This window comes from Streptomyces rhizosphaerihabitans (genome assembly GCF_025399795.1).
GTDB classification, from domain to species: Bacteria; Actinomycetota; Actinomycetes; order Streptomycetales; family Streptomycetaceae; genus Streptomyces; species Streptomyces rhizosphaerihabitans.
Genome location: NZ_JAODTZ010000069.1, coordinates 1 through 17,792, shown reverse-complemented (window position 1 = coordinate 17,792; position 17,792 = coordinate 1). Strand labels below are relative to the sequence as shown.

16 protein-coding genes are annotated in these 17,792 nt (G+C 71.8%); 5 read left to right on the top strand and 11 right to left on the bottom strand.

Features of this window, described 5'->3' with window-relative positions:
• Positions 1-36 precede the first annotated feature (36 nt).
• Positions 37-1,536 (bottom strand): SCO1417 family MocR-like transcription factor, encoded by a 1,500-nt coding sequence (locus tag N4G66_RS40250; protein ID WP_261709270.1) that lies wholly within the window; start codon positions 1,534-1,536, stop codon positions 37-39.
• A gap of 63 nt (positions 1,537-1,599) precedes the next feature.
• Between N4G66_RS40250 and yczE the strand changes: the two genes are divergently transcribed.
• The 4 genes from yczE to N4G66_RS40230 all read left to right on the top strand — a co-directional run bounded on the left by yczE (position 1,600) and on the right by N4G66_RS40230 (position 5,106).
• Positions 1,600-2,322, top strand: a complete 723-nt coding sequence (gene yczE, locus N4G66_RS40245; RefSeq protein ID WP_261709269.1) for a membrane protein YczE — start codon at positions 1,600-1,602, stop codon at positions 2,320-2,322.
• Positions 2,319-3,086, top strand: a complete 768-nt coding sequence (locus N4G66_RS40240) for a glycerophosphodiester phosphodiesterase (protein ID WP_261709268.1) — start codon at positions 2,319-2,321, stop codon at positions 3,084-3,086. Before yczE ends, N4G66_RS40240 begins: the two co-directional genes overlap by 4 nt.
• A gap of 40 nt (positions 3,087-3,126) precedes the next feature.
• On the top strand, positions 3,127-4,476 hold the full coding sequence (locus N4G66_RS40235) for an MFS transporter (RefSeq protein ID WP_261709267.1): 1,350 nt from the start codon (positions 3,127-3,129) through the stop codon (positions 4,474-4,476).
• 255 nt (positions 4,477-4,731) lie between these two features.
• Positions 4,732-5,106 (top strand): RNA polymerase-binding protein RbpA, encoded by a 375-nt coding sequence (locus tag N4G66_RS40230; RefSeq protein ID WP_261709266.1) that lies wholly within the window; start codon positions 4,732-4,734, stop codon positions 5,104-5,106.
• 299 nt (positions 5,107-5,405) lie between these two features.
• On the opposite strand, the gene fxsA is transcribed toward N4G66_RS40230, so the two are convergent.
• The 4 genes from fxsA to N4G66_RS40210 form a co-directional block, all read right to left on the bottom strand.
• Positions 5,406-5,975 carry an FxsA family membrane protein gene (gene fxsA, locus N4G66_RS40225; RefSeq protein WP_261709265.1) on the bottom strand — a complete coding sequence of 190 codons (570 nt, stop codon included), beginning with the start codon at positions 5,973-5,975 and terminating at the stop codon, positions 5,406-5,408.
• A 530-nt stretch (positions 5,976-6,505) separates the two neighbouring features.
• Positions 6,506-7,300 (bottom strand): polyprenol monophosphomannose synthase, encoded by a 795-nt coding sequence (locus N4G66_RS40220; protein WP_261709264.1) that lies wholly within the window; start codon positions 7,298-7,300, stop codon positions 6,506-6,508.
• Positions 7,301-7,840: 540 nt separating this feature from the next.
• Positions 7,841-9,457, bottom strand: coding sequence for an amidohydrolase (locus N4G66_RS40215; protein ID WP_261709263.1), 1,617 nt, complete (start codon positions 9,455-9,457; stop codon positions 7,841-7,843).
• 364 nt (positions 9,458-9,821) lie between these two features.
• A complete protein-coding gene (locus N4G66_RS40210; protein ID WP_261709262.1) occupies positions 9,822-10,262 on the bottom strand; it encodes an Lrp/AsnC family transcriptional regulator in 441 nt (146 codons plus the stop codon).
• A 268-nt stretch (positions 10,263-10,530) separates the two neighbouring features.
• Here N4G66_RS40210 and N4G66_RS40205 point away from each other — a divergent pair, with 268 nt between their 5' ends.
• Complete coding sequence (locus N4G66_RS40205) at positions 10,531-10,968, top strand: hypothetical protein (RefSeq protein ID WP_261709261.1); 438 nt, start codon at positions 10,531-10,533, stop codon at positions 10,966-10,968.
• Positions 10,969-10,981: 13 nt separating this feature from the next.
• Here N4G66_RS40205 and N4G66_RS40200 read toward each other — a convergent pair whose 3' ends face one another.
• The 6 genes from N4G66_RS40200 to N4G66_RS40170 all read right to left on the bottom strand — a co-directional run.
• Positions 10,982-12,094, bottom strand: coding sequence for a phosphotransferase family protein (locus tag N4G66_RS40200; RefSeq protein ID WP_261709260.1), 1,113 nt, complete (start codon positions 12,092-12,094; stop codon positions 10,982-10,984).
• Positions 12,095-12,107: 13 nt separating this feature from the next.
• A complete protein-coding gene (locus N4G66_RS40195; RefSeq protein WP_261709259.1) occupies positions 12,108-13,220 on the bottom strand; it encodes a hypothetical protein in 1,113 nt (370 codons plus the stop codon).
• 583 nt (positions 13,221-13,803) lie between these two features.
• Positions 13,804-14,976 (bottom strand): acyl-CoA dehydrogenase family protein, encoded by a 1,173-nt coding sequence (locus tag N4G66_RS40185; RefSeq protein ID WP_261709258.1) that lies wholly within the window; start codon positions 14,974-14,976, stop codon positions 13,804-13,806.
• 239 nt (positions 14,977-15,215) lie between these two features.
• Complete coding sequence (locus N4G66_RS40180; protein WP_261709257.1) at positions 15,216-15,875, bottom strand: TetR/AcrR family transcriptional regulator; 660 nt, start codon at positions 15,873-15,875, stop codon at positions 15,216-15,218.
• 275 nt (positions 15,876-16,150) lie between these two features.
• Complete coding sequence (locus N4G66_RS40175; RefSeq protein WP_261709256.1) at positions 16,151-16,297, bottom strand: SCO1431 family membrane protein; 147 nt, start codon at positions 16,295-16,297, stop codon at positions 16,151-16,153.
• 268 nt (positions 16,298-16,565) lie between these two features.
• On the bottom strand, positions 16,566-17,792 hold a 1,227-nt coding region (locus N4G66_RS40170), incomplete at its 5' end, for a peptidase C39 family protein (RefSeq protein WP_261709255.1).

The window sequence follows — 17,792 nt, the reverse complement described above, 5'->3', positions numbered from 1 at the left end:
CCATCCCGAGTCCGGCCCATCCCGAGTCCGTTTCGGCTATGCCACGAACGTCCGTGGACCGTCGTCCCCGCCGCTCGCGCCGGTCTCCACCAGCCGAGCGGCCGCGGCCAGCCGTGCCGCCGCCTCGTCCGCGACCGCGCCGCCCACGGTGAACGGCAGCCGCACATACCCCTCGAAGGCACCGTCCACCCCGAACCGGGGCCCCGAGGGCACCCGCACGCCCACGCGCTCACCGACCTCGGCCAGCCGCGACCCCGACAGACCGCCCGTGCGCACCCACAGGGTGAGGCCTCCGCGCGGCACCGAGAACTCCCACCGGGGCAGCTCCCTGCGGACGGCCGCGACGAGGGCGTCACGGTTCTCGCGGGCCTGATCGCGCCTGATATCGACCGCCTGCTCCCAGCCCCCCGTGCTGAGCAGCCAGTTCACGGCAAGTTGTTCCAGCACGGGCGTGCCGAGGTCGGCGTAGGCGCGCGCGGCGACCAGGCTGCGGATGACGTCCGGCGCGGCCCGCACCCAGCCGATCCGCATGCCCGCCCAGAAGGCCTTGCTCGCCGAACCCACGGTGATCACGGTCGAGCCGGCCGGGTCGAAGCCGCACACGGGACGCGGCATCTCCAGGCCGTCGTCGAGGTGCAGCTCGCTCATCGTCTCGTCGACGACGAGGACGGTGCCCGCCGAGCGCGCCGCGTCCACGAGTCCCCGCCGCTGGTCCTCGCCGGCGAGTGCCCCGGTGGGGTTGTGGAAGTCGGCGACGACATACGCGAGCCGGGGCGCCGCGTCGCGCAGGACCTGGCGCCAGCGGTCCATGTCCCAGCCGGCCAGCCCCTCGGCCATCGCGACCGGCACCAGCCGTGCACCGGCCTCGCGCATCAGCTGGAGGATGTTGGCGTAGGAGGGCGACTCGACGGCGATACGCTCGCCGCGGCCCGCGAAGAGATGACAGATCGCGTCGATCGCACCCATCGCTCCGGTGGTCACCATGATCTGCTCGGGCATGGTCGGGATGCCGCGCGCGGTGTACCGCTCGGCGAGCATGGCGCGCAGCGCGGGCAGCCCGGCCGGATAGTCGCCGTGCGTGTGCGCGTACGGCGGCAGCTCCACCAGGGCTCCCTGGACACTGCGGGTCAGCCACGGCTCGGGCGCGGGCAGCGCGGCGCAGCCGAGGTCGATCATCGAACCGAGGGTCTCGGGAGGCAGCGGTTCCAGACCGCGCGCGGGCAGCGGATTCCCGGCGGGGACCGCCGTCCAGCTGCCGGCTCCGCGGCGCGACTCCAGAAAGCCCTCCGCCCGCAGCGCCTCATAGGCGGCGGCGACGGTCGTACGGCTGACAGCGAGGGCCAGCGCCAGCTCCCGCTCGGCGGGCAGCCGCGCGGCGACCGGCACCCGCCCTTCCAGCACGAGCAGCCGCACCCCGTCGGCGAGGGCACGGTACGCGGGCGGACGCCGGGTCCCCGGGCCCGCGGGCCGCTCCTGCTGGGACTTGAGGAGCCGGGCGAGTTGTGCGGCCCCTACCGCCGAAGTCCACTGCGCCATGATTCCAGTCCACCTTCCCCGAATTGGCCATGGATGAAGCAACTTCCCCTGCCACAGAGTGTCATGCGCCAGGCCACTACCACCACTGGGGGGCATCCCGTGTCCACACGCTCCGAGTCCGCACCTGCCGAGGGCCCCGGGCCCGGACGGCTCCCCGGCCGCCTCGTCCAGCTCTACGCCGGGCTGGCCCTGTACGGAGCGAGTTCGGCGCTCCTCGTGGAGGCCGGTCTCGGGCTGGAACCATGGAACGTGCTGCACCAGGGGCTCGCCGAACTGACCGGCCTCACGATCGGCGTGGTGTCGATCGTCGTGGGCGCCGCGGTGCTGCTCCTGTGGATCCCGCTCCGCCAGCGGCCGGGCCTCGGCACCGTCTCCAACGTCTTCGTGGTCGGCCTCGCCATGGACGGCACCCTCGCGCTGGTCCCGGACGTCCACGCACTGGCCGTACGGGTTCCGCTGATGGTGGCGGGCATCGTGCTGAACGGCGTGGCGACGGGCCTGTACATCTCCGCCCGTTTCGGGCCGGGTCCCCGCGACGGTCTGATGACGGGACTGCACCGGCGTACAGGCCGTTCGGTCCGTCTGGTGCGCACGGTGCTGGAGGTGGCCGTCGTCGCGACCGGCTTCGCGCTCGGCGGCACGGTCGGCGTCGGCACGGTGCTGTACGCCGTCGCCATCGGACCCCTGGCCCAGCTCTTCCTGCGCGTGTTCGCCGCACGTCCGGCACCACTCGGCAGCGCCGTTGTCGCCCCAGGTCAACCGGAGCGCGCCATACTGCCCGGGTGAGCATGCGCACTCGTCACCCGTACCTCGACCACCCCGGCCCGATCCCCTTCGCGCACCGCGGCGGGTCGGCGGACGGCCTGGAGAACACACTGGCCCAGTTCCGGCGGGCGGTGAACGCCGGGTACCGCTACATCGAGACCGATGTGCACGCCACGGCGGACGGCAGGCTGGTCGCCTTCCACGACACGACCCTCGACCGGGTCACGGACGGCGCGGGCAAAATCGCCGACCTCCCCTGGGCGGACGTGCGCCACGCGCGCGTGGCGGGCCAGGAGCCCGTCCCCCTCTTCGAGGAACTGCTCGAAGAGCTCCCCGAGGTGCGCTGGAACGTCGACGTCAAGGCCGAACCCGCGCTGGTCCCGCTGCTCGACCTGATCGGCCGCACCGACGCCTGGGACCGGGTCTGCGTCGGTTCGTTCTCCGAGGCGCGCGTGACCCGCGCCCAGCATCTGGCCGGGCCGCGCCTCGCCACGTCGTTCGGCACCCGCGGGGTGCTCAACCTGCGGCTGCGCTCGTGGGGCGTACCGGCCGCCGTGCGCCGCTCCGCGGTCGCGGCCCAGGTGCCCGAGACCCAGTCGGGTGTGCCGGTGGTCGACCGTCGCTTCGTACAGGCCGCCCACGCGCGCGGGCTCCAGGTGCACGTATGGACCGTGAACGAATCGGAACGCATGCACCGGCTCCTGGACCTGGGAGTCGATGGCATCATGACCGATCACATCGACACGCTGCGCAAGGTCCTGGAAGACCGGGGCACCTGGTTCTGAGCCTCCTCGCGCGGTCCGTTCACGGAGAAGTGAGGCACGGGTGAGCACGGACACCGTGCGGGCGGGGGCGGCCGAGGAGGCCGCCGAGCGCCGGCGAGAACAACGCGGCTGGTACTTCTACGACTGGGCCTGCTCCGTCTATTCGACGAGCGTGCTCACCGTGTTCCTCGGCCCCTATCTGACAGCGGTGGCCAAGCACGCGGCGGACGCGGACGGGTTCGTCCATCCGCTGGGAGTCCCGGTCCGCGCCGGCTCCTTCTTCGCGTACGCGGTCTCCGCCTCCGTCATCCTGTCGATCTTCGTGATGCCGATGGCGGGCGCCGCAGCCGACCGCACGGGCCGCAAGAAGCCGCTGCTCGCCGCGGCGGCCTATCTGGGCGCCGGAGCCACCACGGGCATGTTCTTCCTGGACGGCGACCGCTATCTGCTGGGCGGACTGCTGCTGATCGTCGCGAACGCCTCGCTGGCCGTCTCGATGGTCCTCTACAACTCCTACCTGCCGCAGATCGCCCCGCCCGAGGAGCGCGACGCCGTCTCCTCCCGGGGCTGGGCCTTCGGATACGCGGCGGGCGCGCTGGTCCTGGTCGCGAACCTGGTCCTGTTCACGGCCCATGACAGCTTCGGCGTCTCCGAGGCGACGGCCGTGCGGATCTGTCTCGCCTCGGCGGGCGTCTGGTGGGGCGCCTTCACCCTCGTACCGCTGAGGCGGCTGCGCGACCGCCGTACGGCCTCCACCGGACAGGCGTCCGCGCACGGATGGCGGCAGCTGGCCGCCACGCTGCGCGACATGCGCGGCAAACCGCTCACGCTGTCCTTCCTGCTCGCGTACCTCATCTACAACGACGGCATCCAGACGGTCATCTCGCAGGCCTCCGTCTACGGCTCCGAGGAGCTGGGACTCAGCCAGTCGACCCTGATCGTGGCCGTACTCCTGGTCCAGGTGCTCGCGGTCGGGGGCGCACTGGGCATGGGCCGGCTGGCCCGCACGTACGGCGCGCAGCGCACCATCCTCGGCTCACTCGTCGCCTGGACGCTCACCCTCGCCGCCGGGTACTTCCTGCCCGCGGGCGCGCCCGTGTGGTTCTTCGTCCTCGCGTCCGGCATCGGACTGGTCCTGGGCGGCAGCCAGGCCCTGTCCCGCTCCCTGTTCTCGCACCTCGTGCCGAGCGGCAAGGAGGCCGAGTACTTCTCGGCGTACGAGATGAGCGACCGCGGAATGAGCTGGCTCGGCCCGCTGCTGTTCGGGTTGACCTACCAGCTGACGGGAAGCTATAGGGACGCGATCATCTCGCTCGTGGCTTTCTTCGCCATCGGATTCGTGCTGCTCGCGCGGGTCCCGGTGCGCCAGGCGATCCGCGACGCAGGCAATCCCGTACCCGAGATGATTTAGCGTCCGCGGCCAAAGAGCGGTAGTGTACGCGTTTGGCCTGCCTGCCGTACCGTTACTGCGCGTCAATGATACTGAAGCGTTGGGTGACATCTGATGCCAGATGTGACAAACCGGGCGACGGTGGGTACAACAAGGGGCGGCTACGACGGCGACGCATGACCCACAACGGGAATCTTTACCGCCGACCGGACGTTGACCGGATGACGACGACAGCGACACCTGTCCTGTGGGCGACAAGCCCGGGAGGCACGATTCATGAGTGAGCGAGCTCTTCGCGGCACACGCCTCGTAGTGACCAGCTATGAGACGGACCGCGGCATCGACCTGGCCCCGCGCCAGGCGGTGGAGTACGCATGCGAGAAGGGGCACCGCTTTGAGATGCCCTTCTCGGTGGAGGCCGAAATTCCGGCGGAGTGGGAGTGCAAGGTCTGCGGGGCCCAGGCACTTCTCGTCGACGGCGACGGCCCTGAGGAAAAGAAGGCGAAGCCCGCGCGCACGCACTGGGACATGCTGATGGAGCGGCGCACTCGCGAGGAGCTCGAAGAGGTCCTCGCGGAGCGTCTGGCCGTTCTTCGCTCCGGCGCGATGAACATCGCGGTGCATCCGCGGGACAGCCGCAAGTCCGCCTGACCCCTTTGAGGGTCGAGCGGCATACACCGCACGCCGAGACCGCGGGCACCGTACGTCACGTACGGGGCCCGCGGTCTCGTGCGTTCCGGTGAATTCCGCAACGCCGTTTCTCGTACGTCGCCGGTCTGCCGTTCCCCGTATGCCGACCGGGTGCCGCGTCCAGCGGTCCGGCGGGGCGGGGTGCGATCGGGTCCGGCGGGGCCGGCCCAGCCGTTCGCTTCCCGTACGTCGTCGATCGGACGCCGTGGGTGTCCGGCCGGTCGGCTCGACGGTCTTCTCCGGCCGGGCCGCCGTAGTGGCTAGCCGTTCAGGGGCGGATAGTGGCCGCGGGGCTCACCCGGGTCCTCGTCCCTGATGACCTCGCCCTGGACCACCTTGCCGTCGGGGCGGTGGATACGGGCCTGCTGGAAGGCGTCACCGACGGTACCGGGGGCGCCCAGCCGCATCTTGCGCTCGAAAACGCGCTGGGTGTAGCGGCTGAGGCCCTTCTGGACCGGCGGGACCAGCAGGAGCAGGCCGATCGCGTCGGAGATCAGACCCGGGATCATCAGGAGCAGGCCGCCCAGCATCGTCAGACCGTTGCCCCGGCCGCCCTCGCTGGTGGGCGTGACACCGCCCTGCGCCTGTTGCAGCGTCTGGCTGAGGTTCCTGAAAGCGCGGCGGCCGGCCCGCTTGATGACCACGGCGCCGAGCACGAACCCGGCGACCAGCAGCAGGAACACCGTGAAGCCGCTCGTGGCCTGCGCGACGAGGCTCAGCAGCCAGATCTCCAGCACCAGCCACACCGCGACACCGAGCGGCAGGAAGGTGCGCAGCCTCGAGCGCCGCGGGCGGGCGGGGTGAGTGGGGGTCGGAACGCCTGTCGTCATGCTCCCAGTGTGCCTGGGCGCGCCTCAGTACGGGATAAGCGGATGATCAATCGCCGCCTCCGGGCAACCGGGCGGGTCAGAGCGTCGGGATTGCCCAACCGGAGCGTCAGGGCGTCGGGACTGCTCAGGGCCCGTCCGTATGTCAGGACACGCCGGGAACCGCGTCCGGGCGTCAGGGCTGGGCGCGGCTCGTTCGCGCCACCTCGTACGGGCCGCACCTCGTACCGACGGGCCACACCTCGTACCGACGGGCCACACCTCGTGCAGGCCGCAGAGACGCTCACGGCCCTCACGGCCTGCACGGACGCATGCGCCCCCGGTCGCGCGACAGGACTGTTTCCAGCCCCCGGACGGGTCGGCACAGCTCGCGGGACCCGCACGAGTGTCAGAGAACGGGCTTGCGGCCCCGCACCGGCTCCAGGACGGGCTTGTGACAGGACGGGCTTGTGAGCCGCTCGGGGCGCCGGACGGTGAGCCGGTCACGGCGTCGGGCACCAGGCGCCGGGACCGGCTGTGAGCCGGTCCCGGTGTCAGGACTGCTTGCGGCGGGCCGTGATCCGGCCGACCCGCTCGCCCACACCCCATGTGGTGACGCGCCACAGCGCCTCCACGAGGATGTCGCGGCTCATCTTGGAGTCGCCCAGCTCACGTTCGACGAAGGTGATCGGGACCTCGACGACGTGGTAGCCGGCCCTCACGGCGCGGCGGGCCAGATCGACCTGGAAGCAGTAGCCCTGGGAGGCGACCTCACTGAGGCCGAGGCCTTCGAGGGTCTCGCGGCGGAAGGCGCGGTAGCCGCCGGTCACGTCCCGGATCGGTACGTCGAGCAGGACTCGGGAGTAGAGGCTGCCGCCGCGCGAGATGAACTCGCGGGACTTGGGCCAGTTCACCACCCGGCCGCCCGGCACCCAACGCGAGCCGAGCACGAGGTCGGCGCCCTTGAGAGCGGTCAGCAGGCGGGGAAGTTCCTCCGGCTGGTGCGAACCGTCGGCGTCCATCTCGATGAGCACGCCGTAGCCGTGTTCCAGGCCCCAGCGGAACCCCGCGAGGTAGGCGGCGCCGAGTCCTTCCTTGCCCTTGCGGTGCAAGACCTGGACGTTCTCGTCATCGGCTGCCAGCTCGTCGGCGAGCTTGCCCGTGCCGTCGGGGCTGTTGTCGTCCGCCACCAGAACGTGCGCCTCGGGCACGGCGGATCGCACCCGGCCGACGATCTTCTTGATGTTCTCCGCCTCGTTGTAGGTCGGAATGATCACCAAGGCCGTGCCGAGCGGGCCGAACTGCCTCCCCTGGGCTTTTGCCGCGAGGGTCCCGTCGCCGTCGTTCACTGCTGCCCCTTCGTATCCGTACGCAGGGGTCCACCATAGTGCGCCCAACCTGCGCTGCTGCGTCGCGGAGGTCTTACGGGGGTGTCGATTCCCCAAGAGGCGGGTAAGAGCGGACGCGCCGGGGCGGAAATCGCGTCCTTCGGATCGGGGCCCGGCGCCCTTCGGGCCGACCAGGGACCCGCTGGCTGCGGGTCGACCGAAAGCCGTTGTCTACTGAACGTCCGGGCCCCACCCGGGTCACACCTGCCGACCAGTCGGAACGTTCCCTCGCCTCGCGGCGCCGGCGCTGGGCCTGGCTCCCAGTGGTGGTGCGCCGGTGCGGCACACCACCCCTGACCCAGCGGCGCTGCGAGGCCGCGCGGAAGTTCCCCGGTCGGCCGTCCGGTGGTGGACCCGGCCGAACCTACCCGCCTCCTGCGGCCAGCTGTCAACACTGGCTTGATCTGCGCCTATTCCGACAAAGACCTGGTCAGCGCTTAGGACGTGCAGGTCGAGCAACGAGGTACCGGGCCCTGAACGCGACCCTGGGACGCCGGGACATCACTCGTTAGGCCGTACGAATACCGTCCGTCCGCCGACCACGGTGCGCAGGCAGACGGGCAGGTCGTTGCCGGGGGTCAGATCGGGCAGTCCGGGGGTACCGGAGCGGGGGTCGGTGGACCAGCGCGCGACCCGGTCGTCGGGGGCCTGCACGACGAGGTGGCCGGTGCGCCACACGGCGTAGTCGGCGGGCGCGCCCGGCACCAGGGTGCCCGCGTCGTCCCGTCCGACGGCCCGCCAGCCGCCCCGCGTATGGGCCGTGAAGGCGGCGCGCACGGACACCCGGTGCTCGGGCGTCCGGTGGAAGGCCGCGGCACGGACGGTGCCCCAGGGATCGAGCGGGGTGACGGGGCTGTCGGAGCCGAAGGCCAGCGGCACACCGGCTCGCAGCAGGGCGGCGAACGGGTTGAGGGTGCGGGCCCGTTCGGCGCCCAGGCGCTGGGCGTACATGCCGTCCTCGCCGCCCCACAGCGCGTCGAACGCGGGCTGCACGGAGGCGGTGAGGCCGAGTTCGGCGAAGCCCGCGACAGTCTCGGGGGTGAGCATCTCGGCGTGCTCGACGCGGTGCCGGGCGGCGCGGACGCGGGCCAGGCCGACCTTCTCGGCGGCGGCGCGGACGCCCTCGACCACGGAGGCCACCGCGGCGTCCCCGATGGCGTGGAAGCCCGCCTGGAGGCCCGCCTCGGTACAGGCCACCACATGCGCGGCCACGGCGTCGGCGTCGAGGTGGACGACGCCGGTGTGGTCGGCGTCGAGGTACGGCTCGTGCAGGCAGGCGGTGTGCGAGCCCAGGGAGCCGTCGACGAAGAGGTCGCCGGCCGCGCCGAGAGCGCCGAGGGCCCGTGCCTTCTCCACATCGCGGTCGGCCCAGTAGCCGACGACCCTCGGTCCGGGTTCCCCGGCGGCGAGCCGCAGCAGGCCGGTGAAGTCGTCCTCGGAGGAGATGTCGGGCCCCGCGCACTCGTGCACGGAGCCGATGCCGAGCGAGGCGGCGTGAGCGAGCGCGGCGCGCTGGGCCTCGGTGCGCTGCTCGCCGCCGACCGCGCCGAGGGCCGCGGCGCGCACGGCGTGGTGCGCGTCGCGGGTCAGCGGACCGTCGGGCGCGTACCCGGCACGCGCCGTGACACCGGGGACCAGGTCCAGGAGCGCGCTGGTGGCCACCGCGGAGTGCACGTCGATGCGGGAGAGGTAGAGCGGACGCCCGCCGGTCGCCTGATCGAGTTCGGCGCGGGTCGGGGGACGGCCGCCGGGCCAGCGTGCCGCGTCCCAGCCGTGGCCGAGCAGCACCCGGTCGGCCGGACGGGCGGCCGCGAAATCGCGTACGAGGGCGAGGGCCGCGTCCAGGGTCGGCGCGTCGGACAGGTCGAGGCCGGTGAGCGCGAGCCCGGTGGCGGTGGTGTGCACATGCGCGTCGGTGAACGCCGGGGTGACCAGGGCGCCTTCGAGGTCCACGACCTCGTCGACCCCGTCGGCGAAGGCGTCGGCGGCTCCTTCCGAGCCGACCCAGGCGACTTGACCCCGTTCCACGACCATGGCGGTGGCGAAGGGGTCGGCGGGGCTGTGGACTTCTCCACCGCGCAGCAGCACGGTGTCCGACGGGGCGGTGCTCTCACTCATGGGAACAGTCTCGCGCCTCTCGGCGGCCGGCCGTCGCCCGGGTGGGGTCGGCGCGGCGGCGTGGCGGGGCCGCCTGCCCGTCCGGACGACCCGCGTGATCGACTGGGCAGAGGTGCGAGCCGCCCGGACGGACCTCCGTGATCGCGCGGCGGGCTTGCACGACCGCGTGGACGGACCGGCGTGGGCTCCCGGACGGGTTTACGTGATCGCGCGGACGACCCTGTGCGGCGCCGCCCGGACAGGCTGGCGTCACCGCGCCGGCGAACCTGCGCGATCGCCACCACTGGCCTGCACGGCCGCGCGGACGAGTCCGTCCGGCAACCCGGGCCGGGCGGTCACCGTACGGGGCAGGCGGGCCGGTCGGTCAGATGCGGGGCGGGCGGGATTCGTACGGCGTCGACAGGACGACCGTGGTCCGCGTCGACACACCCGCGAGCGCTCGCAACCGCCCGAGGAGTTCCTCGAGTTCGTGCGGGGTGGAGACACGCACCTTGAGGATGTAGTTCTCGTCGCCCGCGACGCTGTGGCAGGCCTCGATCTCCGGGACGCCCGCGAGGCGTTCGGCGATGTCGTCGGGGGCGCTGGGGTCGAACGGTTTGACCGAGATGAAGGCGGTCAGGGGCAGCCCGATGGCCTCCGGGTCCACGACCGCGGCATAGCCCCGGATGACGCCGCGCTGCTCCAGCCGGCGCACCCGCTGGTGCACGGCGGACGTGGACAGGCCCGTGGCCTTGCCCAGGTCGGTGTAACTCATCCGCCCGTCTGCGACGAGCAGCTGCACGATCTGTCGGTCCAGCTCCTCCATGACGCAAGAACCTACAGGGCTGTTGATCCTGCGGGATACCTCAGCGGCGCAGGTCATACCCTCTTTGTGATGTGGCTTAGAGTCAGTCGCGCGCCACCCGGAGGAGAAATTCCACCGGGCCAGGCACCTGCGGGCGGCATGTGACGAACGACACATGGATGCAACCGGGTCCGTGATGTTCACGTGATTACCGCAGAGACGGGACGGGAAGTGCTTGCTGTGGTCGAGGTCGCAGCGCCTTGTCGGCCCACCCGAGGGGGAGAATCCCATGCAGAGTCTTAAGCGCCCTGGTCGTACCGCACCCAAGCGGCAGCAGTCCGTTCTCGATCCCGAGCCGGAGGGTGTCGAATCCGACGCCCTGGACGGCGACGAGTTCGACGCGTACGACACTTTCGAGATGTACCGGGTGATCTGCCCGGACTGCGCGCAGCCGATCGCGCTGCTGGCGGACGAGGAGGTCCTGCCGGAGCACGCCCTGTGCGCCTCCCCGTGGAACCCGTTCGGGCTCACGGTCTGCTCGGGCACGGGCCGCACGACCGCCGGGGCGCGGCCCGCGGACGAGACCGCGGAGCTCCAGGAGCAGGACACGGCGCTCCTGTTGACGCTCCCTCAGGGCCTCGACTGGCGTACGCAGCCGTTCTCCCACGCGGGCGGGCCGGGCTCGCGCCCGATGCGCGTCCCCGAGATGCGGCGCGAGGCCGCCTGACCGGTCGGCGCGCTCAGCGGGCGACGCCGGGTTCATCCCAGTAGCTGCCCTGCACCATGGCCCGCAGGGTGCCGTGGTGCAGGATCAGTGTGTCCGGGTCCGGGGGGACCGCCACCTCGCCGAAGTGCGCCTGGCGGTAGGCGATGCGCAGCATGACGATCGCGTGCCGCAGGGCGGCGTACAGCGTGTAGAAGTCCATGTCGCGGGGTGTGCGGCCGGTGAGGCGGGCATAGCGTGCCTCGACGCGGTCGCGGCGCAGGAAGCCGGGCAGTCCCGACTGCCCGAAGCCCTCGGTCAGGTCCTGGAAGAAGCGGTGCAGGTAGACGGTCCAGCCGAGGTCGACCTCGCGCGGGGCCAGAGCCGCCATCTCCCAGTCGAGCACCGCGACGGGGTCGAAACCGTCGTAGATGACGTTCCCGATGCGCGCGTCGCCCCAGTTGAGCACCGCCTCGCCCTCGTCGCGCGGCCACAGCGCCTCGATCCGGTCGAAGGCGCTCTCGATGAGCGGTGAACGTGACCGCCCGTCGGTCACCCATGCGTAGTAGGCGCGTTGGGCCGTGACATGCCGCCGCAGCGGGCTGCCGTCTCCGGGCAGAGCGAGGAAGTCCGCTTCCTTGACGGGGACTTGGTCATGCAGTCGGGCCAGGAGCGCGATCGAGGCCGCCTCCAGGTGCTCGCGTTCGGGATCGCTCGCCGCGTGCAGCCAATTGCCTTCGTACGTATAGGGCATGACGTCCGGAGGGACGCGCCCGGCGACGCGTTCCATCACGAAGAACGGTGTCCCGAGCGGCCCGGGGTCCTCCTCCAGCCATCGCACGCGCGGCACCGGCAGATCGCTGTGCTCGCCGACCAGACGCATCGTGCGGTACTGCCGCACCATGTCGTAGACGGGGAACACGGTGTACGCGCCCGGGTCCGCCGCGAGTCTCAACGCGCAGGCACGCAGCGGTGGTTCGGGGTGGTCGACGTCGAAGAGCAGGGTCTCGCTGGACAGGCCGTTGGACTCGGGGACGGTCACGTTCACCGCCTCGGCGCCCGGGAGGCGGGTGCCCAGCCAGGCGGTCAGCCTGCGCGCGAGCTCCTCGGGGTCACGGGTGGTCGTACGCGGGCGGGGTGCCGTGGCCATCTCGCCACTCCTCTCAGGGCGCGACCGAGTCGAACCCGGTGAAGCCGCTCGGATCGTGGCGGCCGAACGAACCGTGCTCGAAGATCCCGTACCCGACCTGCCCGTCGAGGGTGAAGCGGGCGGCGTGGTCGGTCACCCCGTAGCGGGCGAGGGGATGGGCCGCCGGATCGGAGAGGTCGTAGACGCGGTGGTCGGTCCAGCCGCGGCCGCGCCAGGTGCCGTGCTGCCAGTCGTCGGCCGGCGGATATCCCGCGCCCACCGCGAGCGGGGACGAGGCCAGCACCTCCACGCCCAGCTCCAGCGGCTCACGGTCCACGGGCCGGGTGAGGTGGAGGACGGCGGAGGTGGGGTGACGGGTGCCGGAGCGGTAGGTGATGTCGGCCTGGGGCCAGCCGAGTTGGAGGTCCCGCTCGCCGTCGCGCACGAGGGTCGCGTCGCCCAGCGAACGGTATCCGTCGGCGTCCTCCTGAACGACGACCATCAGGAAGCGGTCCTCGAAGCGCACCGGGCACCAGATCCAGTGGAATCCCTCGGTCGGATTCTCGGCGGCGAGCCGGCCGCCCTCCTCCCCCGGGATCGGGCGCACCCCCCAGCTGCGGTCCCGGGTGCCGGTCCACTCCCTGGGGCCGACGGGTATCTCGTCGCCGCCGACGCGTATGACGCCCTGAACCCCGCCCGCCTGCACGAAGCGGCGGCCCTCCAGGGTGAGCCGGCCACCGCGCCGCTGAACGTGGTGCGGCTCCCAGAGTGCCGGGAAGTCGGCGGTCCAGGTGATGTCGTACGCCAGGGAGTCGTCGTCCGAGCGCAGCCGCAGCCGGCGCAGCGGCTCCTCGACGGTGATCCGCAGGGGCCCCACGGCCAGGTTCATCCGGTCCTCGCCGAGCGCGTCGGAGGCCCGGACGGCATGCAGCGCGTCACCGAGGCGCAGCGTGGCGTACGCGTCGATCACGCCGACGTTCGGATAGACGCCGAGGCCGAGGATCAGCAGGGCCCGGCCCCGGTGGTCGAGGACGTGGAAGATGCAGCGGTCGTAGGCGTTCCGGTCGCCGCCGGCGACATGTTTCATGGACAGCGGGACCTGGTGCACGGGGTACTCGTCGAGAGGGACGGGACGGTCGTCGTTCACGTCAGGCCTCCCAGCGCGCCCGGCAGTCGACGTCGCCCGGAGGGGCACGGCCCCCGGCGGCGGAATTGACGGTACGTCAGATATGGGTCGAGGGCCAGACAGCGCGCTCCCGCGCGCATCTCGCAGGGGTTCTGCCGCGAACGCACGCCCGATTCCGCGGGCCGGTGACCTGTCCGCCCGCCCGCGCGTTGCCCGGGTATGAGCCCCACACCTTCCACGACCGGGCGCCGGCGCCGGATCCTCGTCCCGGCTCCGGCGGAATCGGTTCTCTGGGCGCCACCGCCACCCCCGCCGGTCCAGGATCCGCCCATCTACCGCGCCCTGATCCGCACCTGGGCCGATCGCGGCCGTACGCTGCCGGGCCGCCACGACCCCGAGTGGGTGCGCCTGGCGGCACCCTCGGTGATGTACGGGTACGGGCGGTTCGGCGCGATCACGGAACCACGGGAGCCACGCTTCGTCCCGGCCCCGGACCCGCGCGGCGAGGGGCAGTTCAACGCGTCCCGGGACCCTCGGAACGAGTTCGGCGTGGGTGCGGAGCCGCGGGGCGGGTTCGACACGCGGCGGGACCCGCACAACGCCCTCAGCGCGCCTCGGGACCCACGAGGTGGCGCGCGATGACCATGCGCTGGATCTGATTGGTGCCCTCGACGATCTGCAGGACCTTCGCCTCGCGCATGTACCGCTCGGCCGGGAAGTCGGCGGTGTACCCGTATCCGCCCAGGACCTGGACGGCGTCCGTGGTGACCGTCATCGCGGAGTCCGTGCACAGCAGCTTCGCCATGGCCGCCTGCTTGGAGAAGGGCCGGCCCGCGTCGCGCAGTCGCGCCGCGGCCAGGCAGAGCGCGCGGCCGGCCTCGATCCGGGTGGCCATGTCCGCGAGCATGAAGCGCAGCCCCTGGAAGTCCGCGATCCGCCGCCCGAACTGGCGCCGCCCGGTGGCGTACGCGACAGCCTCGTCCAGCGCGGCCTGGGCCACGCCGGTCGCGCAGGCCGCGATCCCGAGCCGCCCGGAGTCGAGCGCCGACAGGGCGATCGCGAAGCCCTGCCCCTCGTCGCCGAGGCGCCGGCCGTCGGCGACCCGCACCCCGTCGAAGTGGACCTGGGCGGTCGGTGAACCCTTCATGCCCATCTTCCTCTCGGGGGGCGAAGCACTCAGCCCCTCGGCGTCGCCGGGCACCAGGAAGGCCGTGATGCCGCGCGAGCCCTCGCCGCCGGTGCGCGCGAACACGGTGTAGAAATCGGCCACCCCGCCATGCGTTGTCCACGCCTTGGTGCCGGTGATCACCCAGTCGTCCCCCTGCCGCACCGCCTTCGTCCGCAGGGAGGCTGCGTCGGAACCCGAGGACGGCTCCGAGAGGCAGTACGCGCCGAGGAGGCCGCCGCCGAGCATCGCGGGCAGATGCCCGGCCCGCTGCTCCTCGGTGCCGTAGTTCGCGAGGGCGTGACAGGCCAGGGTGTGGACGCTGACACCGAGGCCCACGGTGAGGCGGGCCGTGGCAAGCTCTTCGAGGACCTGGAGGTAGACCTCGTACGGCTGGCCGCCGCCACCGAGCCCGAAGTCGTACGGCAGTCCGAGCAGTCCGGATTCCGAGAGCAGCCCGAAGACCTCGCGCGGAAAGCGTCCGGCGTCCTCCTCCTCGGCCGCCTTCGGGGCGATCTCGCGCCGCGCGATGTCGCGGACGAGCGCGATCAGCTCCCGTGCCTCGTCCGTGGGCAGTTGACGGTCCACCGGCTGCGGGGCGCGATCGGGCACGGTGACGCTCCTCCCTGTCGAGCACATCGGCGAACGCCCACCCGGGTGGAGCGGCGCCGGATCTCACCTGGCCCAGCCGATGCTCCCGGTCCGGATCACGGAACCAGCCGACCAGCGGCCGTGGCGCCGGGAGTACGCCCGAACGGAGGCACACCCTCACCGGATGACGACCACCTGCCGACAGGACGGGGAATTGGTCCGAACCATTGACAGGGTGGTCTAGTCCTCATACCGTTCCCTCAGTTGTCCCGCCGGGCGTCGGGCGGGGCCGCATAGGCGGGATCGAGTTCCTCGACGGCTCGCATCGCACCCCCCAGCATCTTCACCAGCAGTTCGCGCATCGTGTCGCGCGACAGCACCGGGTGGCCGATCCAGTCGAGGGTCGCCCCCTCCACACTGTGCAGCCAGCCGAGCAGGGCCATGCGCGGCAGCGGTCCGATCCTGCCCCTGCCGTACGCCCCTTCCGCGATCGTCGCGACGATGGCCTCGCGCACGCCCTCGCGTATCGCCTGCACTTCGGTGTCGAAGCCCACGCCACCGGTGATGATCGTGCGGTAGGCGGCCTGGTTGTGCTCGGCATAGCGGAGATAGCCGTCGATCGTGCGCTGGACCCGCTCCACCGGAGGCAGTTCCACACCGTCGGCGGCCCGGGAGACCAGATCCGCGACCGAGTCCTCGACGATGGCGAGGTAGTAGCCGCGCTTGGACTTGAAGTAGTAGTAGATCAGCCCCTTGGCGACATGTGCCTGACGTGCGATGTCATCCATCGACAGTGCGTCGTACGACGTATCGGCGAACAACTTCCGTCCGATGGCGATGAGTTCGGCGCGGCGCGCCAGTGAACGGTCGGTGCCCCGCGCCCGGGGGCGGCCGACCTCACGTTGTTGACTATTATTCAATTTCGGCCCTGGTCTCCAACTGCCGACGGAACATGCGCAGTATGGCAGAACCATGCCGACGGCTCATTCGGCTGCGAAAGGCGGCACGATCGTTCCGGTCACCGCGGCGCGGGTGGCAGCGGACCTTGCCCGGCCGGGCGGTGGGCCCGGCCGGACCCGCGACAGATCCCGGACGGCGCACGCGGGTCCCGGGCGGCAGGTCACCGCGCCTGGGCGGTGCGTCGCGGGCCCGCCGACCCTGGGCGGTCGTCGCGGCTCCCGGGCCGCGTGCCGTCTCAGAGCAGACCGAGCTGCGTCACGAGCATCGCCACGACGACCACGAGGGTCCAGCCCAGGACGTGTTCGAGGATCTTCGGGCTGTCGTCCTCGGGACCGCCGGTGCGGGCACGGAGACGAGGGGCGATGGCGGAGCTCGCGGTCATGGCATCTCGCTGACGTAGTGGTGCGGTGGCGTCCCCCGCCTCGCGTCGGCTCCCCACCGACCCGGCCACCTTGCCATCGTCGCCGCTTCCACCGGTAGAGACCTGGGTCACGCCCGCGCCTCGGCCGGCTTCGAATCCCGCCGGATTCCACCCCGTGCGCACCGCGTGTGCGTCTCCTCACACGACTCCGCGGGCCGGCGGAAAAGTCCCGGATACGCATGCTCCGGACGGCCGGGCGGCCCCCACCGCCCGGGGGCCGCCCCTCGGGTCACCGGATGCCCACCGCCGCGAGCGCCTTGCGCTGCCGCGCCGAGGGATGCGCCGGGAAGTACAGGTAGCAGACCCCGCCGGTTCCGGAGACGACCTTTCCGGAGGCGTTGTAGCGCTTGGTCCGCAGCCAGATATTTTCCCACTCGGAGCGCTTGTAGACCCTGCGCACCGCGTCGTCACCGGGCGACGCCGGGTCGTTGGCGATCACATCGCCGTCCGCGGTGAACCCTATGATCGTCATGAGGTGACCCGAGGTGCCGTAACCGGCGCCCGTCAGCTCGGACTTGAGGAACGACTGGGACGTTATGGCCGGGATGCCGGCCGCGATCAGCGTCTCCAGGTCGGTGAGCGAGCCGAGCCGGGTCACCACGCCCTGGAGGTCCTTGTACGTCGAGGCGTAGGCGGCGTTGAAGGGCCAGTTGCCGCAGCCGGTGTACTGGTAGTCGTAGGTGGAGCGGGCCGCGAGGCACACCTGTGGGTCGGTGTACGTCGGGTCGACCCAGGCGAGCTGCTCGGCAGTGGGCCTGCGTCCCCAGTACTCGATGATCATCTGCGACGAGGTGGGGCTGCACCAGGCCTCGCCGCCGTTGTCGTACTCGGGGTACTGACCGGCGTGGATCTCCTGCGAATAGCGCGGAACCTTCAGCTCCTGGGCGAGACCCGGGGTCGAGGCCGGGACGGTGAACCGGTCCGGGATGTCGGAGCCCATCACGCCGAGCCGCCACACGGTGGGCGTGATCCTGGAACCCGGGGTGCGGTAGAGGGTCAGGCGCAGCCGGTACGAGACGAGGCGCAGGCCGGAGGCGGCGTCGTCGATGGAGAAGGTGTCCGTCCAGATCGTGCTGCGGCCGTCGGTCTGGTCGTCCACCGAGGTGCGCCTGATGTCCTGGTCGCCGGAGGCCCAGCGGCCCATCACATACCAGGGGGTGTCCGTTCCGTCGGAGTACGTGCCGGTCAGCTCGACCTGGAGCCAGGTGCCGGCCGGGGTGTGCGCGTTCCAGGAGGCGATGGCCTCCGTGGAGGGGACGGCGAGCCGGTGGACCGGTGAGGTCCAGGTCGCGTACTCCCAGGTGGCGGTCTTGCCGGTGTGCGGGTCGGTGTAGTCCGAGGTACCGGCCGGGGCGGCGATCACCAGGCCGGGGCGCGCGCCCCGTACGGCCCGCGTGCCGTGCGCGCCGCCGGCGCGCCAGTCGCTGTACGAGGTCCAGGCGTGGTTGTCGACAAG